The organism is Maribacter sp. 1_2014MBL_MicDiv (assembly GCF_001865655.1).
Taxonomy (GTDB): Bacteria; Bacteroidota; Bacteroidia; order Flavobacteriales; family Flavobacteriaceae; genus Maribacter; species Maribacter dokdonensis.
In genome coordinates, this window is record NZ_CP011318.1 from 442,636 (window position 1) to 469,514 (window position 26,879).

17 protein-coding genes are annotated in these 26,879 nt (G+C 38.2%); 8 read left to right on the forward strand and 9 right to left on the reverse strand.

Features of this window, described 5'->3' with window-relative positions; translation table 11 throughout:
- Positions 1-112 precede the first annotated feature (112 nt).
- The 6 genes from YQ22_RS01900 to YQ22_RS01925 form a co-directional block, all read right to left on the reverse strand.
- Positions 113-1,417 carry a family 16 glycosylhydrolase gene (locus tag YQ22_RS01900; RefSeq protein WP_232231281.1) on the reverse strand — a complete coding sequence of 435 codons (1,305 nt, stop codon included), beginning with the start codon at positions 1,415-1,417 and terminating at the stop codon, positions 113-115.
- Positions 1,405-4,326 carry a glycoside hydrolase family 2 protein gene (locus YQ22_RS01905; RefSeq protein WP_083414170.1) on the reverse strand — a complete coding sequence of 974 codons (2,922 nt, stop codon included), beginning with the start codon at positions 4,324-4,326 and terminating at the stop codon, positions 1,405-1,407. Before YQ22_RS01905 ends, YQ22_RS01900 begins: the two co-directional genes overlap by 13 nt.
- A gap of 17 nt (positions 4,327-4,343) precedes the next feature.
- Positions 4,344-6,023 carry a sulfatase-like hydrolase/transferase gene (locus YQ22_RS01910; RefSeq protein WP_071339860.1) on the reverse strand — a complete coding sequence of 560 codons (1,680 nt, stop codon included), beginning with the start codon at positions 6,021-6,023 and terminating at the stop codon, positions 4,344-4,346.
- A 4-nt stretch (positions 6,024-6,027) separates the two neighbouring features.
- Entirely contained in the window at positions 6,028-7,428 is a 1,401-nt protein-coding gene (locus YQ22_RS01915; RefSeq protein ID WP_071339861.1) for a sulfatase family protein, read from the reverse strand.
- A 189-nt stretch (positions 7,429-7,617) separates the two neighbouring features.
- Positions 7,618-9,177 carry a sulfatase family protein gene (locus tag YQ22_RS01920; protein ID WP_071342466.1) on the reverse strand — a complete coding sequence of 520 codons (1,560 nt, stop codon included), beginning with the start codon at positions 9,175-9,177 and terminating at the stop codon, positions 7,618-7,620.
- A 7-nt stretch (positions 9,178-9,184) separates the two neighbouring features.
- Positions 9,185-10,615, reverse strand: a complete 1,431-nt coding sequence (locus YQ22_RS01925) for a sulfatase-like hydrolase/transferase (RefSeq protein WP_071339862.1) — start codon at positions 10,613-10,615, stop codon at positions 9,185-9,187.
- Between the two features lie 245 nt (positions 10,616-10,860).
- On the opposite strand from YQ22_RS01925, the gene YQ22_RS01930 reads away from it, so the two are divergent.
- From YQ22_RS01930 to YQ22_RS01965, 8 genes are all read left to right on the forward strand, one after another.
- Positions 10,861-12,417, forward strand: coding sequence for an alpha-L-fucosidase (locus YQ22_RS01930; RefSeq protein WP_071342467.1), 1,557 nt, complete (start codon positions 10,861-10,863; stop codon positions 12,415-12,417).
- Between the two features lie 95 nt (positions 12,418-12,512).
- Positions 12,513-13,520: a zinc-binding alcohol dehydrogenase family protein gene (locus YQ22_RS01935; RefSeq protein ID WP_071339863.1), complete on the forward strand. Its 1,008-nt coding sequence runs from the start codon at positions 12,513-12,515 to the stop codon at positions 13,518-13,520.
- Between the two features lie 63 nt (positions 13,521-13,583).
- Positions 13,584-15,236, forward strand: a complete 1,653-nt coding sequence (locus tag YQ22_RS01940; RefSeq protein WP_071339864.1) for a UxaA family hydrolase — start codon at positions 13,584-13,586, stop codon at positions 15,234-15,236.
- 7 nt (positions 15,237-15,243) lie between these two features.
- The gene (locus YQ22_RS01945) at positions 15,244-16,701 is read left to right on the forward strand and encodes a tagaturonate reductase (RefSeq protein WP_071339865.1); all 1,458 of its coding nucleotides are present in this window, start codon (positions 15,244-15,246) and stop codon (positions 16,699-16,701) included.
- Positions 16,702-16,718: 17 nt separating this feature from the next.
- Positions 16,719-17,546, forward strand: coding sequence for an amidohydrolase family protein (locus YQ22_RS01950; RefSeq protein ID WP_071339866.1), 828 nt, complete (start codon positions 16,719-16,721; stop codon positions 17,544-17,546).
- Between the two features lie 3 nt (positions 17,547-17,549).
- Positions 17,550-18,344 carry an SDR family oxidoreductase gene (locus tag YQ22_RS01955; RefSeq protein ID WP_071339867.1) on the forward strand — a complete coding sequence of 265 codons (795 nt, stop codon included), beginning with the start codon at positions 17,550-17,552 and terminating at the stop codon, positions 18,342-18,344.
- A 23-nt stretch (positions 18,345-18,367) separates the two neighbouring features.
- Complete coding sequence (gene fucP, locus YQ22_RS01960) at positions 18,368-19,690, forward strand: L-fucose:H+ symporter permease (protein WP_071339868.1); 1,323 nt, start codon at positions 18,368-18,370, stop codon at positions 19,688-19,690.
- Between the two features lie 12 nt (positions 19,691-19,702).
- Entirely contained in the window at positions 19,703-20,053 is a 351-nt protein-coding gene (locus YQ22_RS01965) for an L-rhamnose mutarotase (protein ID WP_071339869.1), read from the forward strand.
- A gap of 119 nt (positions 20,054-20,172) precedes the next feature.
- On the opposite strand, the gene YQ22_RS01970 is transcribed toward YQ22_RS01965, so the two are convergent.
- The 3 genes from YQ22_RS01970 to YQ22_RS01980 all read right to left on the reverse strand — a co-directional run bounded on the left by YQ22_RS01970 (position 20,173) and on the right by YQ22_RS01980 (position 26,628).
- Positions 20,173-21,852, reverse strand: a complete 1,680-nt coding sequence (locus tag YQ22_RS01970) for a sulfatase family protein (protein WP_071339870.1) — start codon at positions 21,850-21,852, stop codon at positions 20,173-20,175.
- Positions 21,853-21,960: 108 nt separating this feature from the next.
- A complete protein-coding gene (locus tag YQ22_RS01975) occupies positions 21,961-23,520 on the reverse strand; it encodes a RagB/SusD family nutrient uptake outer membrane protein (protein WP_071339871.1) in 1,560 nt (519 codons plus the stop codon).
- Between the two features lie 18 nt (positions 23,521-23,538).
- Positions 23,539-26,628 carry a SusC/RagA family TonB-linked outer membrane protein gene (locus YQ22_RS01980; protein WP_232231285.1) on the reverse strand — a complete coding sequence of 1,030 codons (3,090 nt, stop codon included), beginning with the start codon at positions 26,626-26,628 and terminating at the stop codon, positions 23,539-23,541.
- Positions 26,629-26,879 lie beyond the last annotated feature (251 nt).

Consider the following 26,879-nt stretch of genomic DNA (forward strand, 5'->3'; position numbering starts at 1 on the left):
GCACTGATAACTAACTGATAGGTCTATAACAAGATTAGGGTGATTTGCCCGAAACCAGCACTACATATGACCCATTTAGGAATATAAATGGTTCTAAAAGACGATTATTAAGCTATTTTATCTTTAACATAAGGTTGTTACGGTCTAAAATAGTTTTATCATCGTCTTGTACAGGTTGTAATTTGGCAAGTAAACGATATTCGGTATCTGCATTCAACGTGTTGCTCAACTTTAATTTATGTCGAAAATGACCATAACCAGCAAGCAATTGTACTTTATCCGAAGCTATTTTTTCATCGGCAGTATTATAGATTTCCAAAACCAATTGCCTTGGTTCGTTTGCTTTATAGGAAATCGGAATTTCCAAGTTAGACTCCTTGTTTAAGGTAATTTCCGTAGTATCAAAAATGACACTTTCATCATACAATTGTAATTCCTTTTCTAAAGAAATATGAGATATCTTCTTTGAAATATCCTCTAATTTATACGCGCGGACCCAATCATAATAAACTACGTTTTTACTTGGATCGGACAACTCTTTTTCGTTTGGAAGTTCTATCCAAGGAAAAGGATAGGTTTCAGATACCAAACGCATGTACATGGGTTGATCAAATGGTTTTTCCTTTACCTTATTATAGAATTTTTGATGTTTTGGCTCTCTATGGTCATAATAGTAACTAGCGGAACTTTCATTACGCCACCAACCACCATATACATGAAAATTTTCTGAGGTTACCTCGTTATCTTCAAATCTTACCTGAGCAGCCCTGCGATCATGTCGCTCGCCTTCGCAATCAGTATACCAAAAGTGACTGTTGGAGTGCATTCCACTTGCAAAATAGCTACCACTGTAATCGCCTGATCTACCAACCGATTCATGAATATCCCATTCTAGGCCATATGTATCACAACCGTTAGGTCCTTTAAAACTACCTACGGTAGAAAACCAAAATGTAGTAGACATGGTAGTTGCCGCGGCTTTTGCCCTTGTTTCAAAATACCCGAACTGTGTTTTCTTCTTGGAAACTACCGCAGCACCGGCAATTGAAAATGTTCTGTTGCTACCATAGGCATTTATTGTGGTGTCCTTTTTCATCATTTCGCCTTTCAGCTGTAAGTAACCATCACCAACGGATACTTGTGATTTCATAAATAGTCCTGGTTCTCTTCCTATCCAAGTAGGGTGATGATTCAACCATTTTGTAGTATCTAACGCTGTACCATTAAATTCATCTGAAAAATCGGGATTCATGACCCATCTTTTACCTAGTGGCGGTTTTGGCGGTCCAACCCGTACATCTTCATTTTCTGGACTATAACGTTGCCCATGCACTTCACCTATAAATAGAAAGAGCATGCAACACGTGATAATACATTGTATAATATTTCCCGACTTTCTACTGATTATTTGTTCCATTCTTGCAATTCTATTCCGTTTAACCAAATTCCTTTTCCTGCTGTTCCTTGAATATTAACTTTTGCAGTACCATCATCTTGAACATTAAATAGGATCGTACTTTTACCTGGTTCTTGAAACTGCATCATTTTACCTTCCGTGACTTTAACTTCTTTGGTATTCTCCCCAGCCGATATGGTTAATTTGCGTTCGTAGGGAATATTCAAAATTCGTATCTCTTTCAACTTATCCTTATTGGGATCCATTTCATCTGAATTACTTTGTGGTGCATGGTGGTAGGTGGTCAACTTATATTTTCCCTTTGGTAGTCCCTTAAAGTTAATGCTTAACCCATTTTTATCTATACCAAGGACACCATCGCCATACACAAATCCGTATTTACCTATAACGTTCATTTCACCCAACCAGCGCAAAACACCATCAGCGCTGTTTGTTGCAAGGTTTACTTCGGCGTTTTTGAAAAGGGGTAGTTTATAGCTACTTTTATCTTCGTCCTTGCCATGCCAAAAATCCCATCCGAATTGAACCAACTGGTCATGGGCACCCATGTCTATTTTAACTTTCTTAAAATCATAAATAGCTCTTGCATTCGTTGCCAAAACATTTGGGTCATAGGCTGTTAATTGCACGTTTGCATTGGCAGATTTTAAACCTTTGGCACTTGCCGTAATTTTGACCTCACCTGCCGTAGTACCTGCTCTAATCAATGCTGGTGCAATACCATACTCCGTGAACATAGGGTTGGCATTGATATTCGCATTATCACCTACCACCATGGCATTCTTACTTACAGAAAAAGTAACCTTACCATTGTACTCTTTAATTGCGGTGCCGTTCTTATCTACAACAGTAGCGTAGGCCATAAGAATATCAGCACCATCTGCAGTAAACTTTCTACCTACGGTATCTACCATTAGTTCTATGGCATAGGGTTTTCCCGGAGTTTTATGAACTACTTCTTTGGTTTTTCCATCTTTAAAAATGGCTTTGGCCTTAACCTCACCATCGGCATATTTTAAATTTTTAAATATAAAAGGCGCATGGTGTAAACCATCATAAATAGTATCTTTTGAGGAGGTTTGGGTAGCTACCGTTTTACCGTTTACACTTAATTCTATGTTTTCTGCATTGCTATAGACCGTGATGGAATCTTGCCCTTTTTTCCAGTCTTCCAGCATATATACAAAGGGTTCTTTTCCTAGCTCTGCCTTATACCAATGTAACTCTGGTCTTGTATTTCTAAAAATGGTCATTCCGCCACTTCTTGTTCTGTCTATTTTGTTGGAAGCTTTATCGTGTGTTGGATGAAAGGTATAATAGGCATGGGCCGTCCATGATATTAATCCTGTCATTAGGGAATCTTTTCTAAACGGTGCCAAGGCTTCTGGTCCATGATGCCCTTCCATAGCGAACATAGGTTCTGCACGGTCCCAGATAAATGGTCCGTAAAGCATATTTGCATTGATGTCCGTTAGACCAGATGTTTGCCATCCTGTCCACCGTGAACCTTGTGAGGCGGTAAGCCTTGTTGGATCTTCTTGTTTAGCGGTATTGTGTGCTACAGGCACGTACCCTCTGTGGTTGATCCCTCCTCCCCAAATTATTACGGAAGGGTGATTTCTATGATTGCGGATCATAACGCGTTCCGATTGTTCAAAATTGTTCCACCACTCCTTATCCGTACTCATCGATATCCACGAAGGCGCTTCTTCATATACCAAAATACCCAGCTTATCACAGGCATCTAAAATGGCATTATCTTGCGGGTAATGTGCGGTTCTCATAATGTTAAAACCGAACTCTTTAAACTGCAACATATCTTTATAATGCAGGGCATCTGGTACCGCATCGCCTATATATGGAAAGTGCTGATGCCTATTGAAACCCATAAGTTCTATCAGTTTGCCGTTAAGCATAAATCCACGATCGGGATTCAATTCAAACTTTCTAATCCCCAAATTGTTCTCCACGACATCTACAGATTTGCCATTTACCAAAACCTCTGTATTTACGCGATACAAATAAGGATTCTCAACATCCCATAATTGAACATTATCTTCTAAACTCCCTATTTGGTCAAACTCATAGTTGCTATTTTGAGCAACGTTTGCATCATCGATCAACTTTAGCACCACCAGACCTTCAGCATCTATAACTCTTGTGACCACTGTTACGTTTTCAGCTTTTCCACTATTATTTTTTACTACGGATTTAATATCTATGGTCGCATTTTTGTTCACCACATCTACCGTTGGCGTAGTTATGGTTACCCCGGCACGCTTAGCTTCCCAATTAAAACCAATATGCACCGGATGCTTTTCTACCAAATAAACATCTCTATACAGACCACTAAATTTTACATAATCAAAAGGACCTGGATCTGGCGGAACTACTATACTTCTTCTATTATCTGCCAAAACGGTTACTTGGTTTTCTTTTCCTTTATCCACATACCGCGTAATATCAAAATGAAATGGTGTATAACCACCTGTACCATGCTTACCAACATGTTTACCATTAACCCAAACATCGGTAACTTGATGTACACCCTCAAATTCTAAAAAAACTTTATTGTTGTTCTCTGGTACCATTATATTCCTTCTGTACCAACCTACATTTCTATGAAACTTAAGCTGTGTTTTTTCATCTTGCAAACCATCTAAAGCCAAGGAGGTCAATGCCAAGGTATGTGGTACGTTCACGGTTTCCCACGTGGTATCATCCGTATTTTTTTCAAAATACGCTGCATCAGGATTTCCTAAGTGAAATTTCCAACCTTGATTGATACTTATTTTGGTACGCTCAGTATCTGGATAGCCAAAAGGAAGTTCTTGAGAGAATGCCTGTGCCGTTAATAATAGTGTGAATAAAAGACTATATAGGCTTTTGTTGATATTTTGTTCGGTCATTGCTGGTAAATTATCTATTATTTTGGTTCTATGATTACACCACGTTCCGATTCACTATCAGAGGTATACCGCAACACTTTTGGTGCCTCATTTCCTCTGGCAAAGGTTATTTTCTCTTTCCACACGGTTCTCAATTTTTCCAATACCGATGCATGTTCCGCTACCCCTGCTAAATTGGTAGTTTCATCTGGGTCATTTTCCAGATCGAACAGTTCTTCATAGACTGCTTTTTCGCCTTGTAATGGTCCCTCTACGAATGAGCGATACAGGGCGATATCCGGATCATGGACTTTATATAACATCGCCGTCATCTTAATGCCCATTTGCTTTGCTGTCTCAATCTTTTTTTGTGCCGAAAAATTTTCGTTCTTGTAGTATCGAATATATTTCCAATGTTTGTCTCTAACAGCTTCGCATCTTGGATTCCCAAACTGGGTAGACCATAAATTTTCTGTGTATAAATAATTCCTAACGTCGCTTTTTTCTTGTGATAATAGTGGCGATAAATCTCTACCTTGATACGTATCCGGTACCAGAATACCTGCTTTTTTAAGTAAAGTTGGAGCAATATCTATACTTTGTACCAGAGCGTCGGACTTTCTACCCCTATTCGATTTTTTCTCGTTTGGATCATAAATAATTAACGGTACATGCGTAGTTATTTCATAACAAAGGGCTTTACCACCAATACCAAATTGCCCCATAAACAAACCATGATCAGATGTAAAAACGATAATGGTATTCTTATCCAATTTTTGGGCTTTTAGCGTTTTTCTAAGTTCGCCCACCATACGGTCAATGCCTGTCATAGCTTGTAATCTTAATTGATATCTTGCCAGCAGACTATCTGGATGATCTACATAGTCATACCCCTCTTGTCTATCATCTGTTTTGTGAATTTCCGGTGGTAATTTAGGATGTACAATATCTTTTTTAGCAATGTAATTCTTAGGCAATTTTAAATCTACATCGTCATACAAAGTTTTATAGATTTCATCATCGGATTCTCTTTGCGCCATGGTAGATGCGCTGGCATCATGTGGTAAATTGAAGTTGACCGAAAGCACGAATGGTTTATCTTTTGGTCGCTGATCTAAAAACTTTTGTGCACCTTGTAATTTTTGCTCATTAGACAGGAAATCTGAAATTCCTTCGCTTATAATCTCAACCTGGGTATCATCTTTTGCATGCTTGAATATCTTATGTCTCTCTTTTGGGTAAAAGGTCAAATGACCATGCCCGGCATACCAATAATCAAAGCTCTTATCCATTAAACCACTGGTATAACCACCATCACCAACAGGCAAATGGTTTTTACCTATCCACCCAGAATAGTAACCGTTTTCACGAAGCACCATAGGGTAGGTATTATTCCACCCTTCCTCTGACATACTGGTACCCGAATTAAAATTTATACCGTGTTTACGTTCAAACTGGCTTGTTAAAATACTTGCCCTACTTGGTGTACATATGGCGCTGGTAATATGTGCGTTCGTAAAAAGTACACCGTCTTTTGCCAACTTATCAATATTGGGAGTCTGTACTACTTCATTACCGGTACAGCCCATCATGCCATAAGATTGGTCATCGGTTAAAATGAAAATAAAATTAGGCTGTTCTTGTGCCTGTACCACTCTAAAGATCAGCGTAATAATCAAAACAGTTAGTGATCTGGCAAAATGGGTGTTTACATTCATATACTTAATTTTTTGGTCTAAGTGATTTTTCTCTGATCATTCTAAAATTCTTCTCCTCTTTAATGACATTTTCCGGATGCGGGTCTACCCAACCTGGCGCCACATTTTTGCTATCCCACGCTGTGTATAAGGCTTCTAATTTTGTAATAATCTCAGGGTGGTTTTCAGCAATATCATGACGTTCCAAGGGATCTTTTTCTAAATTGAAAAGCATAGTTCTGCCTTTGTAAGCGCTCTTGTATAATTTGTATTCTTGGTGTCTTACGGCATACTCAAATCCGCCAACGCTGCGCCAGTATAAAGTCTCATGCGGCTTTTCATTCTTTTGATCTAAAAATGGTAAAAGGTCTACGCCATCTAGCTGTTTTTCACCTTTAACATTACCCCCTACCGCATTGAGTAGCGTAGGAAATAAATCTAAGGAACTTACAACCTCATCATAAGCTTCGTTGGGTTTAATATGATTTTGCCAAACCATGAAGAACGGTACTTTTATACCGCCTTCAAACAACATTCCCTTATGTCCTCTATTTGGACCATTATTGGCATGCATGGTACGCCCGCCATTGTCGCTCAAGAATACCAAAATGGTATTCTCTTTTAACCCTTTTTCCTTTAAATAGGCATCAATTTTACCAACACCTGCATCTACCCCGTTTACCATGGCCGCATAAACACTTCTACCGCCATATTCTATATGCTTGGTCTTTTCTAAATATTGTTTGGTAGCGTGGTCTGGAGCATGTGGCGCATTGTACGCCAAGTAAATAAAAAACGGATCTTGCTTGTTATTCTCTATAAATGAGATGGCTTCATTGGTGAAATCATCCGTTAAATACGATAATTCGCTTTCCGGTACTTTTTTTTCATTTCTGAATATGGTGCGCAATTGCCCATTGGATTCTCCCCAATAATTCATTGCACCGCCTGCAAAACCGAACCAATGGTCAAAACCTTGCCAAGGAGGGTGTAGATCAACATGATCGCCTACATGCCACTTACCTATTGCGCTTGTAGCATAACCTTGCTCTTTTAAAGCTTCCGATATCATCTTTTCAGATAGTGGCGTACCTACAGATGCATCATTTTCACCATCATATGGCATATTACAATCATGCCCAAAACGTGCTTGATATCTACCGGTCAAAAGCCCTGCTCTGGATGGACTGCAATACGGATGCGATACATACCCATTTTTGAATATGACACCTTCTTTTGCCAAATTATCCAAATTTGGCGTGGGAATATCGGTGCTTCCATTAAACCCCACATCTAACCAACCTTGATCGTCTGTTAAGATGACAACGATATTCGGTTTCGATTTGGTATTCGCCTGTTGCCCGTTTACGGTTAAACTAATACAAGTTAACCATAGTAAAAACAATGATTTAATATGTTTGGTCATAAATGCGTTCTAAAGCTCTATTTTATTAAAACTAAGTGTTAGTTTCTTATGGGTAAAACTTTTAAAACATGTGTGGCAAGGTTTAGAACATTTGTTATTGCTAAAGAATTTATGCTAGAGATTAGTTTCTTTTTCAAAAAAAAAGCACCCTCTCGGGTGCTTCTCAAAAAATTAAACTAACAACTATTTTTAATGCAATTCCAACTCTGGCACAGTAGCATTACTTATTCCTCTAATGTTTTCATATTCTGTTTTGAGTTCCTCTAGTTTTTCTGGGTTTTCTTCAGCTATATTATGCTGTTGACTTAAGTCGTTTTTCAGATTATATAACTGATACACTTCATCATTTCCTAATTCTATATTCACCTGAGTATTAATTGCACTGCCTGGATATGGGGGTATAAACGCCCAATCGCCTTTTCTAAGAGCGGTTCTACCACCGGCCTCAATAATCAGCTGATCTCTGCCTTTTTCTGATTTCCCCAGAAATGTGCTGAGTAAATTTTGGCTATCGGGTAACTTAGACTCTGCTCCTGTTAGTTCGGCAAGAGATGCATATAAATCTATTTGGCAAACAAGTGCATCAGATGTTTTGGGTGTTATCTTTCCTTTCCAATAGACCGAAAATGGGACTCTGGTACCTGCTTCAAAAAGGCTATATTTTCCTCCTCTCAATCCCCCTGCCGGAGTATGATCTCCCAACTTTTCAACGGCATTGTCATAATAACCGTCATTTAGCACAGGACCATTATCACTCGTAAACACAATTAACGTGTTCTCCAAGATACCTTGTGTTTCCAGTTCTTTTAAAAATTCGCCGATTACCCAATCTGCCTCAACGATTACATCGCCCCTTGGCCCCATACCCGATGCACCTACAAATCTAGGATGTGGCGTTCTTGGCACATGTGGTTGTTGTAAGGCATAATACAAGAAAAACGGAGCGTCTTTATGACTAGCTACGTATGTCTTAGCTTTTTCCAAAAAATGGTCTGCCATATCAATATCGTTCCACTTGGCGGCTTCTCCACCTTTCATATAGCCAATTCTAGGCACACCATTTACTATACTTTGGTTGTGGCCATGGTGCCATTTCATGGTGGTCAACTCAGGATTACCCTTACCTGTTGGTTCACCTTCAAAATTTTCCTCATAACTGACTGCTATAGGATCGTTAGGGTCTAAATTATCAACCTTGCCGTTATCTATATAAACTGTTGGCACCCTGTCTTGCGTGGCAGCTAATATGTACGAATAGTCAAAACCTAATTGATTGGGACCGGGAGTAATTTCTTGGTTCCAGTCTACATTACCGTTGCCCAATCCTAAATGCCACTTACCTACGATACCTGTTTGATATCCCTTTTTCTTTAGCATTTTAGGAATTGTGGGTTGATCGGTATCTATTATCAATGGTGCCGTCCCTGGCAATATCGCCGCATTTACTCGCCATGGATATTCACCTGTAAGCAATGCATACCTACTAGGCGTACAAGTTGCAGAACTGGCATAACCGGAAGTAAACTTTACACCCTCATTGACCAACCTGTCCATATTCGGTGTTTTTAATTCGGTTGCGCCATAAGCCCCAACATCGCCATAGCCCAAATCATCCAAATAAATGATGACAATATTCGGTTGTTCGTTTTTTGATGGTTGTTCTTCCTTTTTTTCTTTCTGCTCACCACAGCTTGTTGCAATAAAGATGGCGATTATACACCCTATTTGTTTTAAAAAACCACTTTTCATACTACTTTTATTTGATAGTTTCCTTGTATTCGTTTGATATTTTGTGAAACCCAATTTCTTCACCAGCCAACATTCTTTGGTATTCTTTTGGTCTCTCTTTCTTAACCCATTCTAAAACGTCTACAGATTCCGCATGCACAGGATCATAAGTATCACCGATTGGTTTAAAGGCTTCATTGTAATCTAAGGTTTGCTGTCTCATTTTTTGTACTACGGCAGCATATTCAACATCCAAAACCAAATTATTCAGTTCAAATGGATCTTTTTCTAAATCATACAGCTCTTCTGCCGGTTTTAATCCGAAGAAAAGTAATTCATTTTTATTCAATTTACCCTGTTCTTTTAAGCTTCGCATTACGTGTACGGCAGGCCTATAAAATTCTAAATATGCTTGATGGGCATCCCAAGGAATCTCTGGTTTAAAATTTCTGATGTACTTGAACTTGTTGGTGGTTATGGCTTTGCTTTTTTCCGGAATTTCATCCCACAAATCGCGAGATGCAAATACCTCGGTTCGGTCAAAATCCTCATCTAAAAATGATTTTCCGGTCATAAAATCAGGAATTTTAACCTGTGCCAAATCTAAAATGGTTGCCGTTATATCTGTTGAACTTACTATTCGGTCATCTATTTGGCCCTTGTCTATTCCTTTGGGCCATTTCACCAATAACGGAATTCTTAAGCCAGAATCGTGTAAATATCCCTTCCCTCTAATATTGCACCTACCATTATCACCTATGAAAATTACTACTGTATTCTCGGCAAGTCCTTTTTGTTCCAGTTCTTTAAAAAGCATTCCAATTTCAGCATCCATATATTCCATCTGATCTAAATACTTGGCCCAATCTAACCTAATTACGGGATTATCCGCCAAATATGGTGGCAGCTCCACATCATTGGGGTTTACAGGATGTTTGGATTTTGCACGGATTTCATCCCACCAATCGCCCCTGTGGGTTACGTTCAATGTTATCTGCGAAAAAAATGGTGCATCTTTTGGCAGAAACTCATCGTACTTATCATAAATACCAAAATTTGATTCACCGTCCCAAGTACCAATAGGTGTATGTTTAAAATTCACATCGATCTTTCTTCCTTTTCCACGCACATCTTTATGTCCCAAAATAGTGGTGTAACCCGCATCCCTTAATAATTGCGTAAAGGGAACAAATGGTTTTGGCAATACTACCTCTCTATTACTACGGTGATTGTAAGTATTGCTTTTTTGTTGATGTGTACCCAAAATCATGGCTGATCTACTTGGTGAACAAATAGGGTTGGTCACAAAACAATTATTAAAGCGAATGCCATCTGCCGCCATTTGATCTAAGTTGGGTGTCTTAACCGCTTTGGTACCATAACACGCCAAATCTAAACTAATATCTTCTGCCATTATCCAAATAATGTTTGGCAATTTTTTACTGTTTTTCTGACTCATTAAAAACTGTACAGTGCACAAAAGCAAGCAAAAGAATCTAATTTTTAACCGCATTATAAATTGATTTTTATTTAAAGTTTGTTATCATTAATTGAACATATTCCAAAGAAATACATATAAAACCTAATAAAAAACAAGGATAACCATTTGTTGTAATCATTAAAACATCTGTTATGAATTCCATAAAACAAAAAACGGAATTTAGCAGCTCTTACTTAGATACACATCTAATAAACGATTACTACATGAACAAGAACAAGTACTTTGTATACCCTTTACTATTGTTAGCATTAGTTATAGGCTGTAAATCACGAACCGAAAAAAAGGAAAAAGAAACCGTTGAGTCAACGAAAATTTATGAGCCTAATTGGGAATCTATAAAAGAAAACTACAAAGACCCGGAATGGTTCAATGATCAAAAATTCGGCATTTTTATTCACTGGGGTGCCTATGCCGTGCCAGCGTATAGTTCTGAATGGTACCCTAGAAGAATGTATATGGATTCTGCCACCTTTTCGGCACAATTAAAACATCAACAACTGGGACCAAATGAGGTGTACCTATATCATAAAGAGAAGTATGGTGACCAAAAGGATTTTGGATACAAAGATTTTATACCTCTATTTAAAGGCGAAAAATTCGATGCTGCTCAATGGATAGATATTTTTAAAAAATCTGGCGCTAAATATGTCATACCCGTTGCAGACCACCATGATGGTTTTGCCATGTATGAGTCCAATACCACAAGATGGAATTCAGTAGACATGGGACCTAAAAAGGATATTCTGGGCGAATTATTTAAAGAAGGTCGCAAAGAAGGTCTTATTATGGGCGCTTCTTCGCACTATGCGTTTAACTGGTCTTTCTATAATAAAAAGGACCACTTTGACACTACAGATCCTGAATTTGCGGATTTATATTCTGCAAAAGGTAAAGATCTGACCGAACCTGTTTCTGAAGAGTTCAAGAAATTATGGTGGAATAGAACGGTTGATTTAATTGACAATTACCAACCAGATATTCTATGGTTCGATTTCTATTTAGATATACCAGATTTTAAGGAATACAGACCAAAACTAGCGGCATATTACTATAATAAAGGAATAGAATGGGGCAAGGAAGTAGTCATAAACGATAAAAATTTTGATCATGAGGCTTTTCCTGAAGGAACTGTTATCTACGATCTAGAAAGAGGAAAATTGCCAGGTATTAGAAAATTGCCTTGGCAGACCGATACTTCCATAGGTAAAAACTCATGGGGCTATGTTACCAATTGGGAATCTAAAAACACCAATGAACTAGTGGATGATTTAGTCGATATCGTTTCTAAAAATGGAAATCTACTTTTAAACATAGGTCCTAAAGCAGATGGTAGTATTCCTGAGGACCAACAAAAAATACTTTTTGAAATTGGCGATTGGTTAAAAGTAAATGGTGATGCCATTTACAACACCGAATATTGGACCGTTTTTGGTGAAGGACCTACCGAGGTTAAAAAAGGGCATCATTCTGAAGGTGAAAACAAAGGGTTTACGGCTCAAGATATTAGATTCACTAAAAAAGACAATAAGCTTTATGCCATTCTATTGGCCTGGCCAGAAAACAATTCCGTAACCATTGAAACCTTGGCTTTGGGAAACACCAACGCAGAGGGTCTAGATATTAAATCTATTACGTTATTGGGATCAGATAATGAAATTGCATATAAGCAAACCAATAACGGTCTTGAAATAGCAAACCTTGGAGAAAAGAAAGGTGATCACGCCTTTTGCCTAGAAATTACCCTTGCAGATAAAATTTAGTCTTAAAATAATTGTTTGTGTTAGTTTTAATTAAATGATGCACCCCTAACGGGGTGCGTTTTTAAACGACCACTTGCATTTGAACACTTACGATAATGAAATATATAACTTGCGAAGAACCCGGCACGTTTACCCTAAAAGATAAAGAAGCACCTGTAGCTAAACCTAATGAAGCTACTCTAAAAATTAAAAGAGTTGGTATATGTGGTACAGATCTGCATGCCTATGCGGGCAATCAAGCTTTTTTTAACTATCCACGTATTTTAGGTCATGAACTTGCTGCTGAAATTATTGCTATAGAACCTAATTCAAAAGGGCTCAAACAAGGTGATAAGGTAGTAGTCATGCCTTATATAAGTTGTAATAAATGTGTTGCCTGTAAAGCTGGTAAGACAAATTGTTGTACCAATATTAAGGTTTTAGGTGTGCATACCGATGGTGGTATGCAAGAGATTATAACCGTACCAATAGAGTTATTGTTACCGGCAAACAACCTGAGCCTTGAACAAATGGCTATTGTAGAACCCTTGGCAATTGGTGCGCATGCATTACGAAGAGCACAAATTATAAAAGGAGAAACCGTTGCGGTTATTGGTTGTGGTCCCATTGGTATTGGAATTATGAAATTGGCACAATTACAAGGTGCCAAGGTAATTGCCATTGATGTCAATCAACAACGTTTAGATTATGCCAAAGAAAAAATCGGTGTAGACTTTATTGTTAAAGCTGATGAAGATGCGGTCGCAAAAGTGAATGAAATTACCAATAACGATTTGGCCACAGCAGTTTTCGATGCCTCCGGTAATAAATTTGCCTTGGAAAGCGGACCAAATTATATGGCACATGGGGGGCGATATGTATTGGTCGGATTGTCAAAAGGAGATTTAACCTTTAACCACCCCGCAATACACGCAAAAGAATCTACCATTATGTGTAGTAGAAATGCAACCTTGGCAGATTTTGAATATATAATCCATGTTATTGACCAATTTCCCATAGCTTCTTTTGTTACGCATACCGTACCTTACACAGAAATGATTGCCAATTTTGATTCTTGGTTAAAACCTGAAACCGGGGTGATTAAAGCGATGGTCACTTTCTAAATTTGATATGAAATAGAATGCAACTAATTTGGTATTATTTCACAAACGCTTGTAAACGAATTTATGGATAACAGATTTTTACTCATTCATCCAAAAGATAATATACTTGTTGCCTTACAAGATATACCAGAAGGCACACAAATAATTCATAATAATGTTACCATTCCTATTCCAAAAAAGGTAAAGGCCAAACATAAGTTTGCCCTATCTCCTATTAAGAAAGATGCTTTGGTATATATGTATGGTTCTATTGTTGGTAAAGCTCTTGTTCCCATTCAAATTGGTGAGGCTATTACTACTGAGAATTTGGTTCATGCAGCGGCCAGCTATCAAGTAGCGGACCAACATTGGAATTTTACACCGCCAGATATCGAAAATTTTAAAGACCGAACCTTTATGGGCTACCATAGAAAAGATGGCAGTGTAGGTACTTCTAATTATTGGTTGGTGATCCCTTTGGTTTTTTGCGAGAATAGGAATGTAGAAGTATTAAAAACCGCCTTGTTAAAACCATTGGGTTACAAATCGTCCAGTGATGACATTATTTCTACGGAGACACTAATACAGCATTATAGAAATCGCTCTAGTAAGGAAGATTTTTTACAAAGCAATATTATAAAACCTGAAATTCCAAATACGGACGAGCAGGTTTTCCCCAATGTAGACGGTATTAAATTTTTAACACATGATGGTGGTTGCGGTGGTATTAGACAAGATAGCGATACGCTTTGTAATTTATTGGCAGGCTATATTACCAACCCCAATGTAGCAGGTGCTACCGTATTAAGTCTTGGTTGCCAAAACGCTCAGATTCCTATACTAGAAGATGCCATTAATAAAAGGGATGCTCAATTTTCTAAACCACTTGTTATACTAGAACAACAACAAAGTAAAAGTGAACAACATTTTATTGAAGATGCAGTTAAACAAACCTTTTTAGGCTTAATAGAGGCCAACAACACCAAACGTAGCAAAGCACCACTTAGCAAACTAACCCTCGGCTTGGAATGTGGTGGTTCAGACGGGTTTTCAGGTATATCTGCCAACCCTGCCTTGGGGCATGTTTCCGATATGTTAGTGGCGCTGGGTGCATCAACAGTACTTGCAGAATTTCCAGAACTGAACGGTGTAGAACAAGAACTTTTAAATAGGTGCCAAACCAAAGAAAATGCAGAGAAATTTGCAGGTTTAATGCAAACCTATGCCAAACGTGCCGAGGAAGTGGGGTCAGGATTTGAGAATAATCCGTCTCCAGGTAATATTAAAGACGGACTCATTACCGACGCAATGAAGTCCGCCGGAGCTGCTAAAAAAGGAGGAACCTCAATTATTACCGATGTTCTCGATTATACAGAACCGGTAACTAAAAAAGGCTTGAATTTACTGTGTACACCAGGTAATGATGTTGAAAGTACAACGGGACTTGCAGGGTCTGGTTGTAATATAATTTGCTTTACTACAGGTTTGGGTACACCCACTGGAAACCCTATTGCCCCTACCATTAAAATAGCGAGCAATACCACATTAAGTGAGCGTATGGCAGACATAATAGACTTTAATACCGGTGGTATTATTGAGGCTTCTGCTACCATAGAAAGCAAGGGAGAAGAGTTACTGGAGTATATAATCGCAGTGGCCAGCGGAGAGAAGGTACCCAATGCGGTACGATTAGGACAAGACGATTTTATACCTTGGAAAAGAGGAATATCATTATAAAAAACTTATGAATTTATTAAACAACAACGCAGTTAAAAACCGTAAATCACTACCAATTAAAGTAATGCAATTTGGTGGTGGTAATTTTTTAAGAGCCTTTGTAGATATCAGTATTCAAAAAATAAACAGCACCACAGAATTTAATGCAGGTATTGCTGTAATTAAACCCACAGAACGTGGTGACTACCAAGAACTTAAATCACAAGACGGATTGTTTTCCGTAAACCTTGAAGGTTATGCGAACGACACTTTTGAGCAAGATTTAACGGTAGTCGACTGCATTCAAGAAGTAGTAAATCCCTATTCGGAGTGGGATGCTTATTTGTCACTTGCCAAGCTTCCTGAACTTCGTTTTATTATATCGAACACTACGGAAGCAGGAATTGTTTTTAATACCGATGATGCCTTTGATAACCATCCGCCAAAAGAGTTTCCTGCAAAGCTGACGGTTTGGCTTTTTCATCGCTTTGCGCATTTTAAGGGTGATAAGGACAAAGGTTGTATGCTTTTACCTGTTGAGCTTATCGAAAAAAATGGGGAAACCTTAAAGCAATGTATTTTACAATATGCAGATCATTGGTCTTTGACCGATGCATTTAAAAACTGGATTTCTAATTCATGTATATTCTATAATACATTAGTAGACCGTATAGTTTCCGGGTATCCTAAAGATAAAATTGAAGAGATAGAAGCCAAGCTTGGATATACGGATAAACTTGCTGTTGCCGGTGAATTATATCATAGTTGGTTACTAGAAGGGCCAGAAGATATTTTAGCCGAATTTCCTTTTCAAGAAACTGATTTAAATATTGAATTAGTATCCGATCTAGCTTCGTACAGAAATTTAAAGGTTCGTATTCTAAATGGTGCACATACCTCAATGGTACCCGTTGCATACCTTTTAGGGGAACGCTTGGTTAAAGACGCCATGAACAATGCTTTGGTTGTTAATTTCATTAAAGGTGTATTGATGAACGAGGTGTTAACTACTTTAGATTTTCCACAAGATTATAAACAACAATTTGCCAATGATGTGCTTACCAGGTTTAAAAATCCGGCTTTAGAACATAAACTGATCAGTATTTCATTAAACAGTACCTCAAAATTTGTAACACGTTTACTTCCTACATTAAAAGATTACCTAGGAATAAAAGGAAGACTTCCTGCACACATCACATTTGCATTAAGTGCCTTGCTACGCTTTTATGAAGGGAGTTTTGATAATGAAAAGATAGACCTAAACGATAAGTCTTCAATACTTGAATACTTCTCCAACACCTGGCAGCAATTCAGAGAAAATAATATCGATCTAAATACATTGACCTCCCAAATTTTGGGCAATGCCGATATATGGAATGAAGACCTCAACCAAATATCAGGATTAACGAGCAACATAACCAATAACCTCAGCAATATAGAACAGTACGGATTTGAAGAAGCCATAAGCCTAATAAACCAAAAGTAACAAAAGACAAACTGACTATGACGATAGATGCACATCAACATTTTTGGCGGTACGAACCTCAAAAGCATGCTTGGATAGATGATGACATGGCTGTTATTAGAAGAGATTTTATGCCAAGGGATCTTATTACCGAATTAAAAGTAAATGAGATTGATGGATGTGTTGCCGTACAAGCGGACCAAACCATAGAAGAAACCAATTTTTTAATTGATTTAGCATCAGAAAATGACTTTATAAAAGGCGTTGTTGGTTGGGTAGATTTTCGTGCTTCTACCATTGAAAAGGATTTGGAAAAATTTTGTAACAATACAATTGTCAAAGGATTTAGGCATGTGGTACAAGGCGAACCCGACCCAAACTTCTTATTGAGAAAACCTTTTTTAAACGGAATTAAACAGCTAGAGCAATATGGCTACACCTACGACATTCTAATATTTCCGCATCAACTTGGGGCAACTTTAGAGTTTGTAAAGCAATTTCCAAATCAAAAATTTGTGATTGACCATATAGCAAAACCCTATATAAAAGATGGTTTTTATGATGGATGGGCATCATTGATGAAAGAAATAGCATCACACGAAAACGTGTATTGCAAATTATCGGGCATGATAACGGAAGCCGACTATAACAATTGGAAACCTGTAGATATTAAGAAATATCTAGATCTAGTTTTAGCCTCTTTTGGAGCTGATAGATGCTTATTTGGTTCCGACTGGCCGGTGTGTTTAGTTGCTGGCAGTTACGCTCAAGTAAAAGAACTGATCACCAAATATATTACAGATTTTAGCACCGATGAAAAGGCTAAAATAATGGGCAATAACGCGGTGGAATTTTATAATTTATAAAGTATGGATTTAAGACTAAAAGATAAAATAGTAGTTATAACAGGTGCTGCAGGTTTAAGAGGCAGTATTGGGCAAACTATTGTAGAAGAATTAGCCAAAGAAGGTGCTATACCGGTAATAGTATGTAGAAATAATCGCGGATTCGAATATGAACAAGAACTACAGGACAAAGGTGTGGACAGCATTTTTGTAAAGACCGATTTAACCGATGTTGCCCAAATAGAAAAAGCTGCCAAGGTCATTGGTGATAAATATGGTAAAATAGATGCCTTGATCAATAATGTTGGTGTTAACGACACGGTTGGACTGGAAGATAGCATAGAGAAATTTATGCGCTCTTTACAGCTTAATCTGGTCAGTTTTTTTGCCATGACCAAGTTTTGCCTACCCTACTTAAAAAAGGCGAAAGGCAATATTTTAAACGTAGGTTCCAAAGTTGCACTTACGGGACAGGGCGGTACTTCTGGCTATGCGGCATCCAAAGGTGGTGTTCTTGGCTTAACCCGTGAATGGGCGGTAGATTTAATTCCGTTCGGCATTCGTAGTAATGCTTTGATTATTGCTGAAAGTTGGACACCAGCCTATGAAAACTGGATCAACAGTTTAGATAATGGCGATGAAAAATTACAATCTATTGTAAAGAACATTCCGTTTGAAAACAGAATGACCTCTCCCTTAGAAATTTCCGATGCCGTATTATTCGCTATATCAGAAAGATCATCACACACCACGGGCCAATTTATAACCGTTGATGGTGGCTATGTGCATCTAGACCGATCTTTATTATCCGAAAAATAATTCTACAAAACCTACCAATCCTTATGAACACATCTGAAAAAATACCTGTTGTTGCCAAATCAGTATTGGTGCCATTTATATTGATTACTTCTCTGTTTGCTTTATGGGGCTTGGCAAATGATATGACCAACCCAATGGTACGCGGTTTTCAAAAAGTACTGGAATTATCCAACAAGCAAGCATCTTTGGTACAGTTAGCATTTTATGGTGGTTATTTTACCATGGCTATTCCCGCTGCTTTATACGTAAATAAATACTCTTATAAAAAAGGGGTTTTATTAGGCTTGGCATTATATGCCATAGGCACATTGCTATTTTATCCGGCAGCTGCCTATGAAAGCTACCCTTTCTTTTTATCGGCATTGTATGTACTAACTTTTGGGTTGGCGTTTTTAGAAACTACATCTAACCCGTACATTCTTTCTATGGGTGCAGAAGAAACAGCCACCAGACGTTTGAATTTTGCCCAAATGTTCAACCCAATGGGTTCTATTTTAGGGCTATTGGTGGCTCAAAACTTTGTATTGGGCGCATTACAATCCGATGACACAACAGTAGATGGTGTTCCTATTTTTGACACATTGAACGAAAGTGCCAAAGCCGTCATTAGAACATCTGACCTGGAAATTATTAGAAATCCATATGTACTCTTAGGACTTGTAGTTTTGATATTTTTTGTATTGATCAGCGTGGTTAAGATGCCACAAAACAAACATCAAGAGGCAAAGGTGGTTTTTAAAGACTCCGTAAAACGATTATGGAAACAACCAAAGTTTGCTTTTGGTGTGGTCACACAAGCTTTTTATGTAGGTGCCCAGATTATGTGTTGGACCTACGTGTACCAATACGCCGAAACACTTGCCATTGACGCAAAATCTGCCGTTTGGTACGGTTTAGCCGGCTACATTGTTTTTCTGATAGGTAGAACCATAGGTACTGCCCTTATGGCCAAAATAGACTCTGGAAAATTATTAATGCTTTTTGGATTAGGTGGAATGCTAACCCTGCTGGGCGCAATATTTTTACCGGGTATGTTAGGTATATATTCATTAGTGACAACCTCGTTGTTCATGTCCATTATGTTTCCCACCATTTACGGTATTGCTTTAGAAGGCCAAGGTGAAGATGCCAAATTTGGAGCTGCATTTTTGGTCATGGCTATTGTTGGGGGAGCACTACTCCCCTTTTTACAGGGTTATATGCTAGATTTAGGTGGTGTTGGATATGAGGACATTACTATTTTTGGAGTTACAGAAATGAGATTTTCATTTGTACTATCACTTATTTGTCTTGGTGTAGTTGCCTTTTACGGAAGAACAGTTTATAAAAAATATCATACCAACTAATTAATCCATTTTATGAGTTTAAATAAACGTCTTTGTTTTGCTTGCGATTTAAAAGATAACCCAGAATTAATTGTGGAGTACAAAAAGTACCATGCAGAAGGCAATGCATGGCCAGAAATTACAAAGAGCATTAAAGATGCCGGTATCATAGATATGCAAATCTACCTTACAGGTAATAGAATGTTCATGATTATGGAAGTCGATGCTTCTTTTGATCCCGATAAGAAGTCTAAAATGGATGCGGAAAACCCAAAGGTTCAAGAATGGGAAGAACTGATGTGGGGATTTCAACAAGAACTTCCATGGGCAAAAAAAGGTGAAAAGTGGATAGCTTTAGAACAAATATTTCAACTAGAAAAATAATAAACGCTACGTAAAACCATTTTAAAAACTATCAATCAATTTACTAGCAGTCTGTCATAGCTTTAACAAAAAAGCCAACTTTAACAAGTTGGCTTTTTCTATTTATGGAACTATGGCTATCAATCATTCCAATGGGCATCAATTACCTTTTGTATGTGTGGGTAATTTATATCGGTTTCATTTAATTCTTCCCTAACCTTTATCAACTCTTCTTTTAATTCAGCAATAACTTCTGTATAGTTTGGGTCATTATAAGCATTGTTCATTTCCTTTGGGTCGTTCTTTAAATCATAGAATTCCCACGCTACCGGTGTTTTATTGCTAAAATCATTACCCCAGCTAGCTTTATTATATTCAGCGTTGGGGTCGTCCGTATCTACCCAATACCTGCCGTAAAAAAATATCAACTTATAATCTTTAGTTCTAAGCCCAAAATGTGCCGGATTCTGATGTCTGTGTGCCATATGCATCCAATAACGATAATAAGTAGATTGCGGCCAATCTGCCGGTTCTTCCCCTGTTTCCAATATTGATTTAAAACTTCTCCCTTGCATGTAATCTGGCGCAGACCCACCTGCCATTTCAATAAGAGTAGGAGCAAAATCAGTATTATTTACCATAGCATCTGAACGTGTACCTGCTTTAATTTTTTCAGGATAACGAACAAAGAAAGGCATACGCATAGATTCATCGTACATCCATCTTTTGTCTATATAATCATGTTCGCCCAACATAAAACCTTGATCACCGGTGTACACAATAATAGTATTCTCTAACAGATTATTTTCCTCCAAATAATGAATCAGTCTTTTTACATTATCATCTACACCCTTTACGCAACGCAAATAGCGCTTTAAGTAATCTTGATACACCTTTGAGGTTATTTCTTTTTCTTCTGGTGTCAACTGCCATTTTTTATGCTCATCTATCCCAATAGTATTTTGATCTCTATATTGTTTATAAATAGAGCTATCTGTATAAATATTCATTGCCTGATTACGAATTAAATTACGTCTAGAGACCGATGAACCAATAATGCGCGATAGGGAATCGTTCGATCCCCTAGTAGCTACCGAACCATTGTTCTTATTATCATATAAACTCTCTGGTTCCGGAATAAAGGTATCTGCCAGATAATCATTGTAACGTGGGGCATTTTCAAAATCGTCATGTGGTGCTTTGTAATGATGCATTAAAAAGAAAGGTTTAGTTTTATCTCTTCCTTTATCTAACCATTCAATAGTATTGTCCGTAATAACGTCTGTAGAATGCCCTTCTGTCTGTACTACATTGTTTGGCCATTCTTGCTCTCCACGAACTCTAAAATCAGGATTAAAATATTTGCCTTGTACCGGAAGTACCTTGTAATAGTCAAATTCCGCAGGTTCATCATGCAAATGCCACTTACCTATAATTGCCGTTTGGTAACCTAATTTTTTCATCTCTTTTGGCAGGTATTGCTTCGCTGGTGGTAAGGCACCTTCCAAATCTAGCACACCGTTGGTCTGTGCTCTTTGTCCTGATATAATGGCCGCCCTACTTGGTACGCAAATAGAATTGTTTACAAACACATTTTCCATCAACATGCCCTCATTTGCCAATTTATCCAATGTTGGCGTTGGGTTCAATGATGCCAACCTGCTACCATAAACGCCCAAACCTTGCGTAGTATGATCATCTGCCATGATGAAAATGATATTTGGCTGTTTTTTTTCTTCTATAGCATCTGTCGATTTTTCGTTACAAGCCAAAGATGAAAGCACCAATGCAAACATTAAAATTTTAAAGACTTTTTTCATTCTGATATGTATTGAGCTTTTATTTTTTAATGATAAATATATAATATACGGGAAGTTTAAGGTTAATAATAGAAATGGCGACCCTTGGCCGCCATAACTAAACTCTCTTTAATACCCCGGATTTTGTTTAAAATTTGGGTTACCATCAATCTCATTTTGTGGGATTGCAATATACTCTCTACCTGCTTTATAGGCACTAGTACCAGCACTTTCCGATTTTAATTCGGGATTATTTACGATTCGTTCAACAACTCTGTCCCAGCGTAAAAGGTCAAAATATCGAGTACGTTCAAGAGACAATTCTTTTACCCTTTCATCTTCAATATCTTGCATGGTAATACTTGCATGCGGGGGCATATCAGCCCTTTCCCTAACTTGGTTTATGGCATCTAACGCGGCTTGAGAAGAACCGTTGAGCATAAACTCTGCCTCTGCGAACATGAGTAGAATATCTGCATATCTTAGAATTCTAACATTGTTTCCCGATCCGTACCAGCCTAGCTGTTGAGATTCTGTAAAACCGTTATATTCCCAATCCAAGTATTTATTGGCAAAAATATCGGTACCATCTTCAGATAAGGCTTCGGCGTAGGTTTTATTACCATAAGTTCTTGATTTTAAATACCTACCTCTATATTCTGTTGAATCATTTGAGTTAAAAAACAAGGTCGCGAAAGCCCTAGGATCCATTTCTCCGTTGACCGTAGTTTCATCATTGTACAAATCTAAAACCCATTCGTTGATTCGCATTCCATCTTGATTGGTAAAACCTTTAGGAGCCAAATCGGGTTGGAAAGCAGCTCCTTTCCCAACTCCCGGAGCATCAGCGCCCCACCCGGAATTTCCATCAGAAATCAACTGAATTTCGAATAAGGATTCCACATTATTCTCATAAGCCTCAGTAAAGTTATGCGTATAATCCTCTGCCAATTGGTAGCGTCCATCCATAACCTTTTCAAATTCTGCCTTTGCCTCGGCGTATTTCTCTTGATACAAGAAAACTTTTCCCAACATTCCTGTTGCCGCACCACTCGTTACCCTTCCAATATCGTCAGCTGACCAAGAATCTGGCAATAACGCTTGCGCATTCTTCAAATCAGATTCAATTAAGGCCCAAACTTCTGCAGGATCTGCCTGCTCTATAAGATTCGGTTGCTCAATTTCAGAAATTGGCGTTGTAATCAATGGAACATTTAACCAGTTATTGACCAAATTGAAATAGTTGAATGCCCTAATAAAATAGGCTTCACCTAAAATATTGTCTTTGTAATCGGCATCCATTTCTATGTTCGGAACATTGAACAACACCTCGTTTGCCCTAGTAACGCATTGGTACATAGCACTCCACACCCAAAATGTGGCATTACTTTCTGATGTACCACTGAAATAACCTACAGCGGTACGTTCTGAAGTATTGAACCCGTTTACGACATCATCTCTATAATCTGATGTGAAAATCTCAAATCTAGTATAGTACCAAATATTGGTAAATGGACTATATGCACCGATGATTCCCTTTTCTGCATCTTCCTCGGTATTCCAAAATGAATTTGGGGTAATTACATTTGGGTTGGTCTGATCAAGAATGTCATCACTACAGCTAATCGTGTAGAACAACATCCCGATAAAGACGATCAATACCCTTTTTGATATTTTTATTGTGTACATAGCTTAACTTTTTTTTGTTTAAAATGATACTTGTAATCCTAGTCTAAACTCCCTCGGTGTTGGATATGTACCTTCGTCTACCCCTGAATTGAAAATACTGTTGTTTCCTGTAGCTCCCCTACTGTTTCTTCCTACCTCTGGATAATAACCAGTATAATTGGTAATGGTAAACAGATTAGTTGCCGATACATACAATCTCATTTTTTTGATTTTCATTTTTTCAAGTAGTGCATCGCTGAACGAATAACCCAACTGGGCATTGCGAAGCCTGAAGTAATCACCAGGCTCTAGGTAAAAAGTAGACATCCTTCTATTGAACCCTAAATCTGCTCTGGTATTCTTAGGTATATTAGTAGAAGTATTAGTTGGTGACCAAGCATTTAAGGCGTCTGCAAAATAGTTACCTTCCAAGTCAAAATAGCCTCTATACTTTGTTCCGTTTAGAATTTCATTGCCCGCAACACCGTTGAAAAAGAGGTTAAGGTCAAACTTTTTGTATTCAGCCGTTAGGTTAAATCCATATTCAAGGTCTGGCGTAGGGTTTCCTATATAGGTACGATCATCATCGTCTATATCACCATCGCCATCTAAATCTTTAAACTTAAAATCTCCGGCACTTGGATTACCAACTTGATCGTTGGCAGCAGTAGCCTCGGCATCCGTTTGGTAGATTCCGTCCACGATATACCCATAAAAAGAAGATATAGGTTGACCAACGTCGGTTCTGGTACTGTTAATTGTATTGGATGTAAACGACCCTTGAATGATCGGGGAAGCATCGCCCAACGCGGTTACCTCATTATTAAGCAATGAGAAATTGGCAGAAACCCCTAATACAAAATCGTCGGACAATTGCTCTTTATAGTCGGCTAAAAATTCAAAACCCTTATTCTCTACACTGGCTGTATTAAAAGGAACCTCATTACCAAACCCGGTGTATAAGGGTAGTCTAAGACCCACCAATACATCTTCAGATTTTTTAATAAAATAGTCCATTGTAAACCTCAACCTATTGTCCAAAATACCCAGTTCGGCACCAATATCAGTGGTCTTTGTGGTTTCCCAGGTAATGTTTTGATTTACCCCTTGTGTGATGGAATAACCCGTAACCCTGGTCTGCGCTTCACCCAAAATGTACTCGCTAAATAAGTTCAATGATGGATCGATCGCGTAGGCAGAAACATTGTTTGAACCTATTTCTCCATAACTGACCCGTAACTTTAAATCGGAGATCAAGGAATTGTCTTCCATAAATTTCTCGTTGCTTACGTTCCAGCCCAAGGCCATAGAAGGAAAAGTTCCCCATCGCAAATCATCAGTAAACAAAGAGGACCCATCTCTACGAACCGTGGCCGTAAGAAGGTAACGGTCATCGAACACATAGTTTAACCTACCAAAATATGATTGAATGGTGGAAGTGATATCCTCAGAAGGTACATTCTGGATTTCCAAAGCAGCGGACGCCACCCTAATATCATTGGAAGGAAAGCCTCTAGCAATTACCCCTAAAGACCTTGAATTGGTCTCCTGCTCGGTGTACCCACCAAGTAGATTGATAGAATGATTTCCAAATACTTTTTGGTAGTTCAAGGTATTTTCCAATAACCATGATTGGTACGTTACGTTGGTTTCATTCAATTCAGCCATACCACTTGACACCCCTGTTGCTAAAAAAACGGGATGGTTTGGGGTAAAGGTGTAATTATTGTTGTTGTAGTATTCTAGACCTAAATTCAACTTGTAAGTAAGGCCATCGATAATCTCATAAGAAGGAGACAGGTTTCCTAAAAAAGTATTTCTGGTAACCGTACGATCTTCCAAAGCGGCCATCCCCAACTCATTATAGATTGACGATTGGCCATAGAACGAACCAGGAGAAGCATCAATTCCTCTTTCCTCCAGATCCGATGAGCTCCAGTCACCATTCGAATCCTTCAATCTTATAGTGGGCAAAATATTTCGCTCTTTGTTAAAATAAGGGTTCGGATTGTTTACGGTTCGTGTTAGTCCTAAGGTTGTTTCTAATTTAAACTTGTTTTTGGTAAAACTTCCATTAGCCCTTGCCGTATATCTTTTAAAATCGGAATATTTAACAATACCATCTTGGTCAAAATAGTTCATCGAAAAGCTGAACAGCGTATTCTCCCCACCGCCTGCCAATCTTATATTGGTATTTTGAACGGCTGCGGACCTCAGCGATTCCTTATACAGGTCACTTGAATATGAGGGGTCAAATTCAGTATCGTTAGCAGGCTTTCTTGCTGAACCGTCATTGTCGTCTGACCTATTTGATATTTCGGCATATTGACTTGCATCGGCCCAATCAAGAGTATTGATTACACTTTGAAATCCATAACTTGTATCAAAATCTACGGAAAGTCCGCCTCGTTTACCTTTTTTAGTTGTGATGATTACAACACCGTTAGCGGCCCTTGAACCGTAAATGGCACTTGCAGAAGCATCTTTAAGAACCGATATCGATTCAATATCCGATGGGTTAAGCGACTCCATCCCTCCGGTCAACATACCGTCGATTACATATAACGGTCCTGCATCTGACATCGTACCCGTACCTCTAATGGCTATAACTGCACTTGCCCCAGGGGAACCACCTTGGGTTTGAACACTGACCCCCGCCATACGACCCTGTAATGCTTGAGAGGCATCGCTATAGGTGTATTTATCAATATCTTTGGATGCCACTTGTGAAACAGCTCCTGTAAGGTCACTTTTCTTTTGTGTTCCGTATCCAATTACAACCACCTCATCCAATTGACTTGCATCCTCCTCCAGCACTACATCAATAATGGATTGCCCAGAAATAGCGACTTCCTTAGATTTAAAACCAATGTAACTAAATACTAAAATTCCATCATTTACATTCCCAATGGAATAGTTACCATCAAAGTCGGTTTGTGTACCATTTGTAGTACCCTTTTCCAAAACCGATGCTCCAGCAAGTGGCATACCCGAACCATCGATTACTGTTCCTGAAACTGTTCCATCTTGAGCCAGGACATATTGGTTACTCGACATTAAAAAACCAATGACCACTAAGATCAATGGCACCCAGCTGTCGAATAATTTCATTGCTTTTGTTAATCCCATAATTTTGTATTCTTTATTATTTTATATCATCAAATGTATTCCCAAGTCCTTAAGGATAATGCAACAATTGTTTTTATCAATGAAACAAATGATTAAACAACTCGTTTTAAGACAGATATACAGTAACCTTTTGAAACCTTTCTTACGTTAAGTGGAATTACGATCTATTTGAGGTTATAAAAATGATAATTCAACGGGACCAATTAAAAAAAGGTAGGGCAATTGTATTTTAATTGACCACTACCTTATAC

Coding starts and splice junctions, on each gene's coding strand:
- YQ22_RS01900 (WP_232231281.1), bottom strand. CDS start 1,417: ATGGAACAAATAATCAGTAGAAAGTCGGGAAATATTATACAATGTATT.
- YQ22_RS01905 (WP_083414170.1), bottom strand. CDS start 4,326: ATGACCGAACAAAATATCAACAAAAGCCTATATAGTCTTTTATTCACA.
- YQ22_RS01910 (WP_071339860.1), bottom strand. CDS start 6,023: ATGAATGTAAACACCCATTTTGCCAGATCACTAACTGTTTTGATTATT.
- YQ22_RS01915 (WP_071339861.1), bottom strand. CDS start 7,428: ATGACCAAACATATTAAATCATTGTTTTTACTATGGTTAACTTGTATT.
- YQ22_RS01920 (WP_071342466.1), bottom strand. CDS start 9,177: ATGAAAAGTGGTTTTTTAAAACAAATAGGGTGTATAATCGCCATCTTT.
- YQ22_RS01925 (WP_071339862.1), bottom strand. CDS start 10,615: ATGAGTCAGAAAAACAGTAAAAAATTGCCAAACATTATTTGGATAATG.
- YQ22_RS01930 (WP_071342467.1), top strand. CDS start 10,861: ATGAACAAGAACAAGTACTTTGTATACCCTTTACTATTGTTAGCATTA.
- YQ22_RS01935 (WP_071339863.1), top strand. CDS start 12,513: ATGAAATATATAACTTGCGAAGAACCCGGCACGTTTACCCTAAAAGAT.
- YQ22_RS01940 (WP_071339864.1), top strand. CDS start 13,584: ATGGATAACAGATTTTTACTCATTCATCCAAAAGATAATATACTTGTT.
- YQ22_RS01945 (WP_071339865.1), top strand. CDS start 15,244: ATGAATTTATTAAACAACAACGCAGTTAAAAACCGTAAATCACTACCA.
- YQ22_RS01950 (WP_071339866.1), top strand. CDS start 16,719: ATGACGATAGATGCACATCAACATTTTTGGCGGTACGAACCTCAAAAG.
- YQ22_RS01955 (WP_071339867.1), top strand. CDS start 17,550: ATGGATTTAAGACTAAAAGATAAAATAGTAGTTATAACAGGTGCTGCA.
- fucP (WP_071339868.1), top strand. CDS start 18,368: ATGAACACATCTGAAAAAATACCTGTTGTTGCCAAATCAGTATTGGTG.
- YQ22_RS01965 (WP_071339869.1), top strand. CDS start 19,703: ATGAGTTTAAATAAACGTCTTTGTTTTGCTTGCGATTTAAAAGATAAC.
- YQ22_RS01970 (WP_071339870.1), bottom strand. CDS start 21,852: ATGAAAAAAGTCTTTAAAATTTTAATGTTTGCATTGGTGCTTTCATCT.
- YQ22_RS01975 (WP_071339871.1), bottom strand. CDS start 23,520: ATGTACACAATAAAAATATCAAAAAGGGTATTGATCGTCTTTATCGGG.
- YQ22_RS01980 (WP_232231285.1), bottom strand. CDS start 26,628: ATGGGATTAACAAAAGCAATGAAATTATTCGACAGCTGGGTGCCATTG.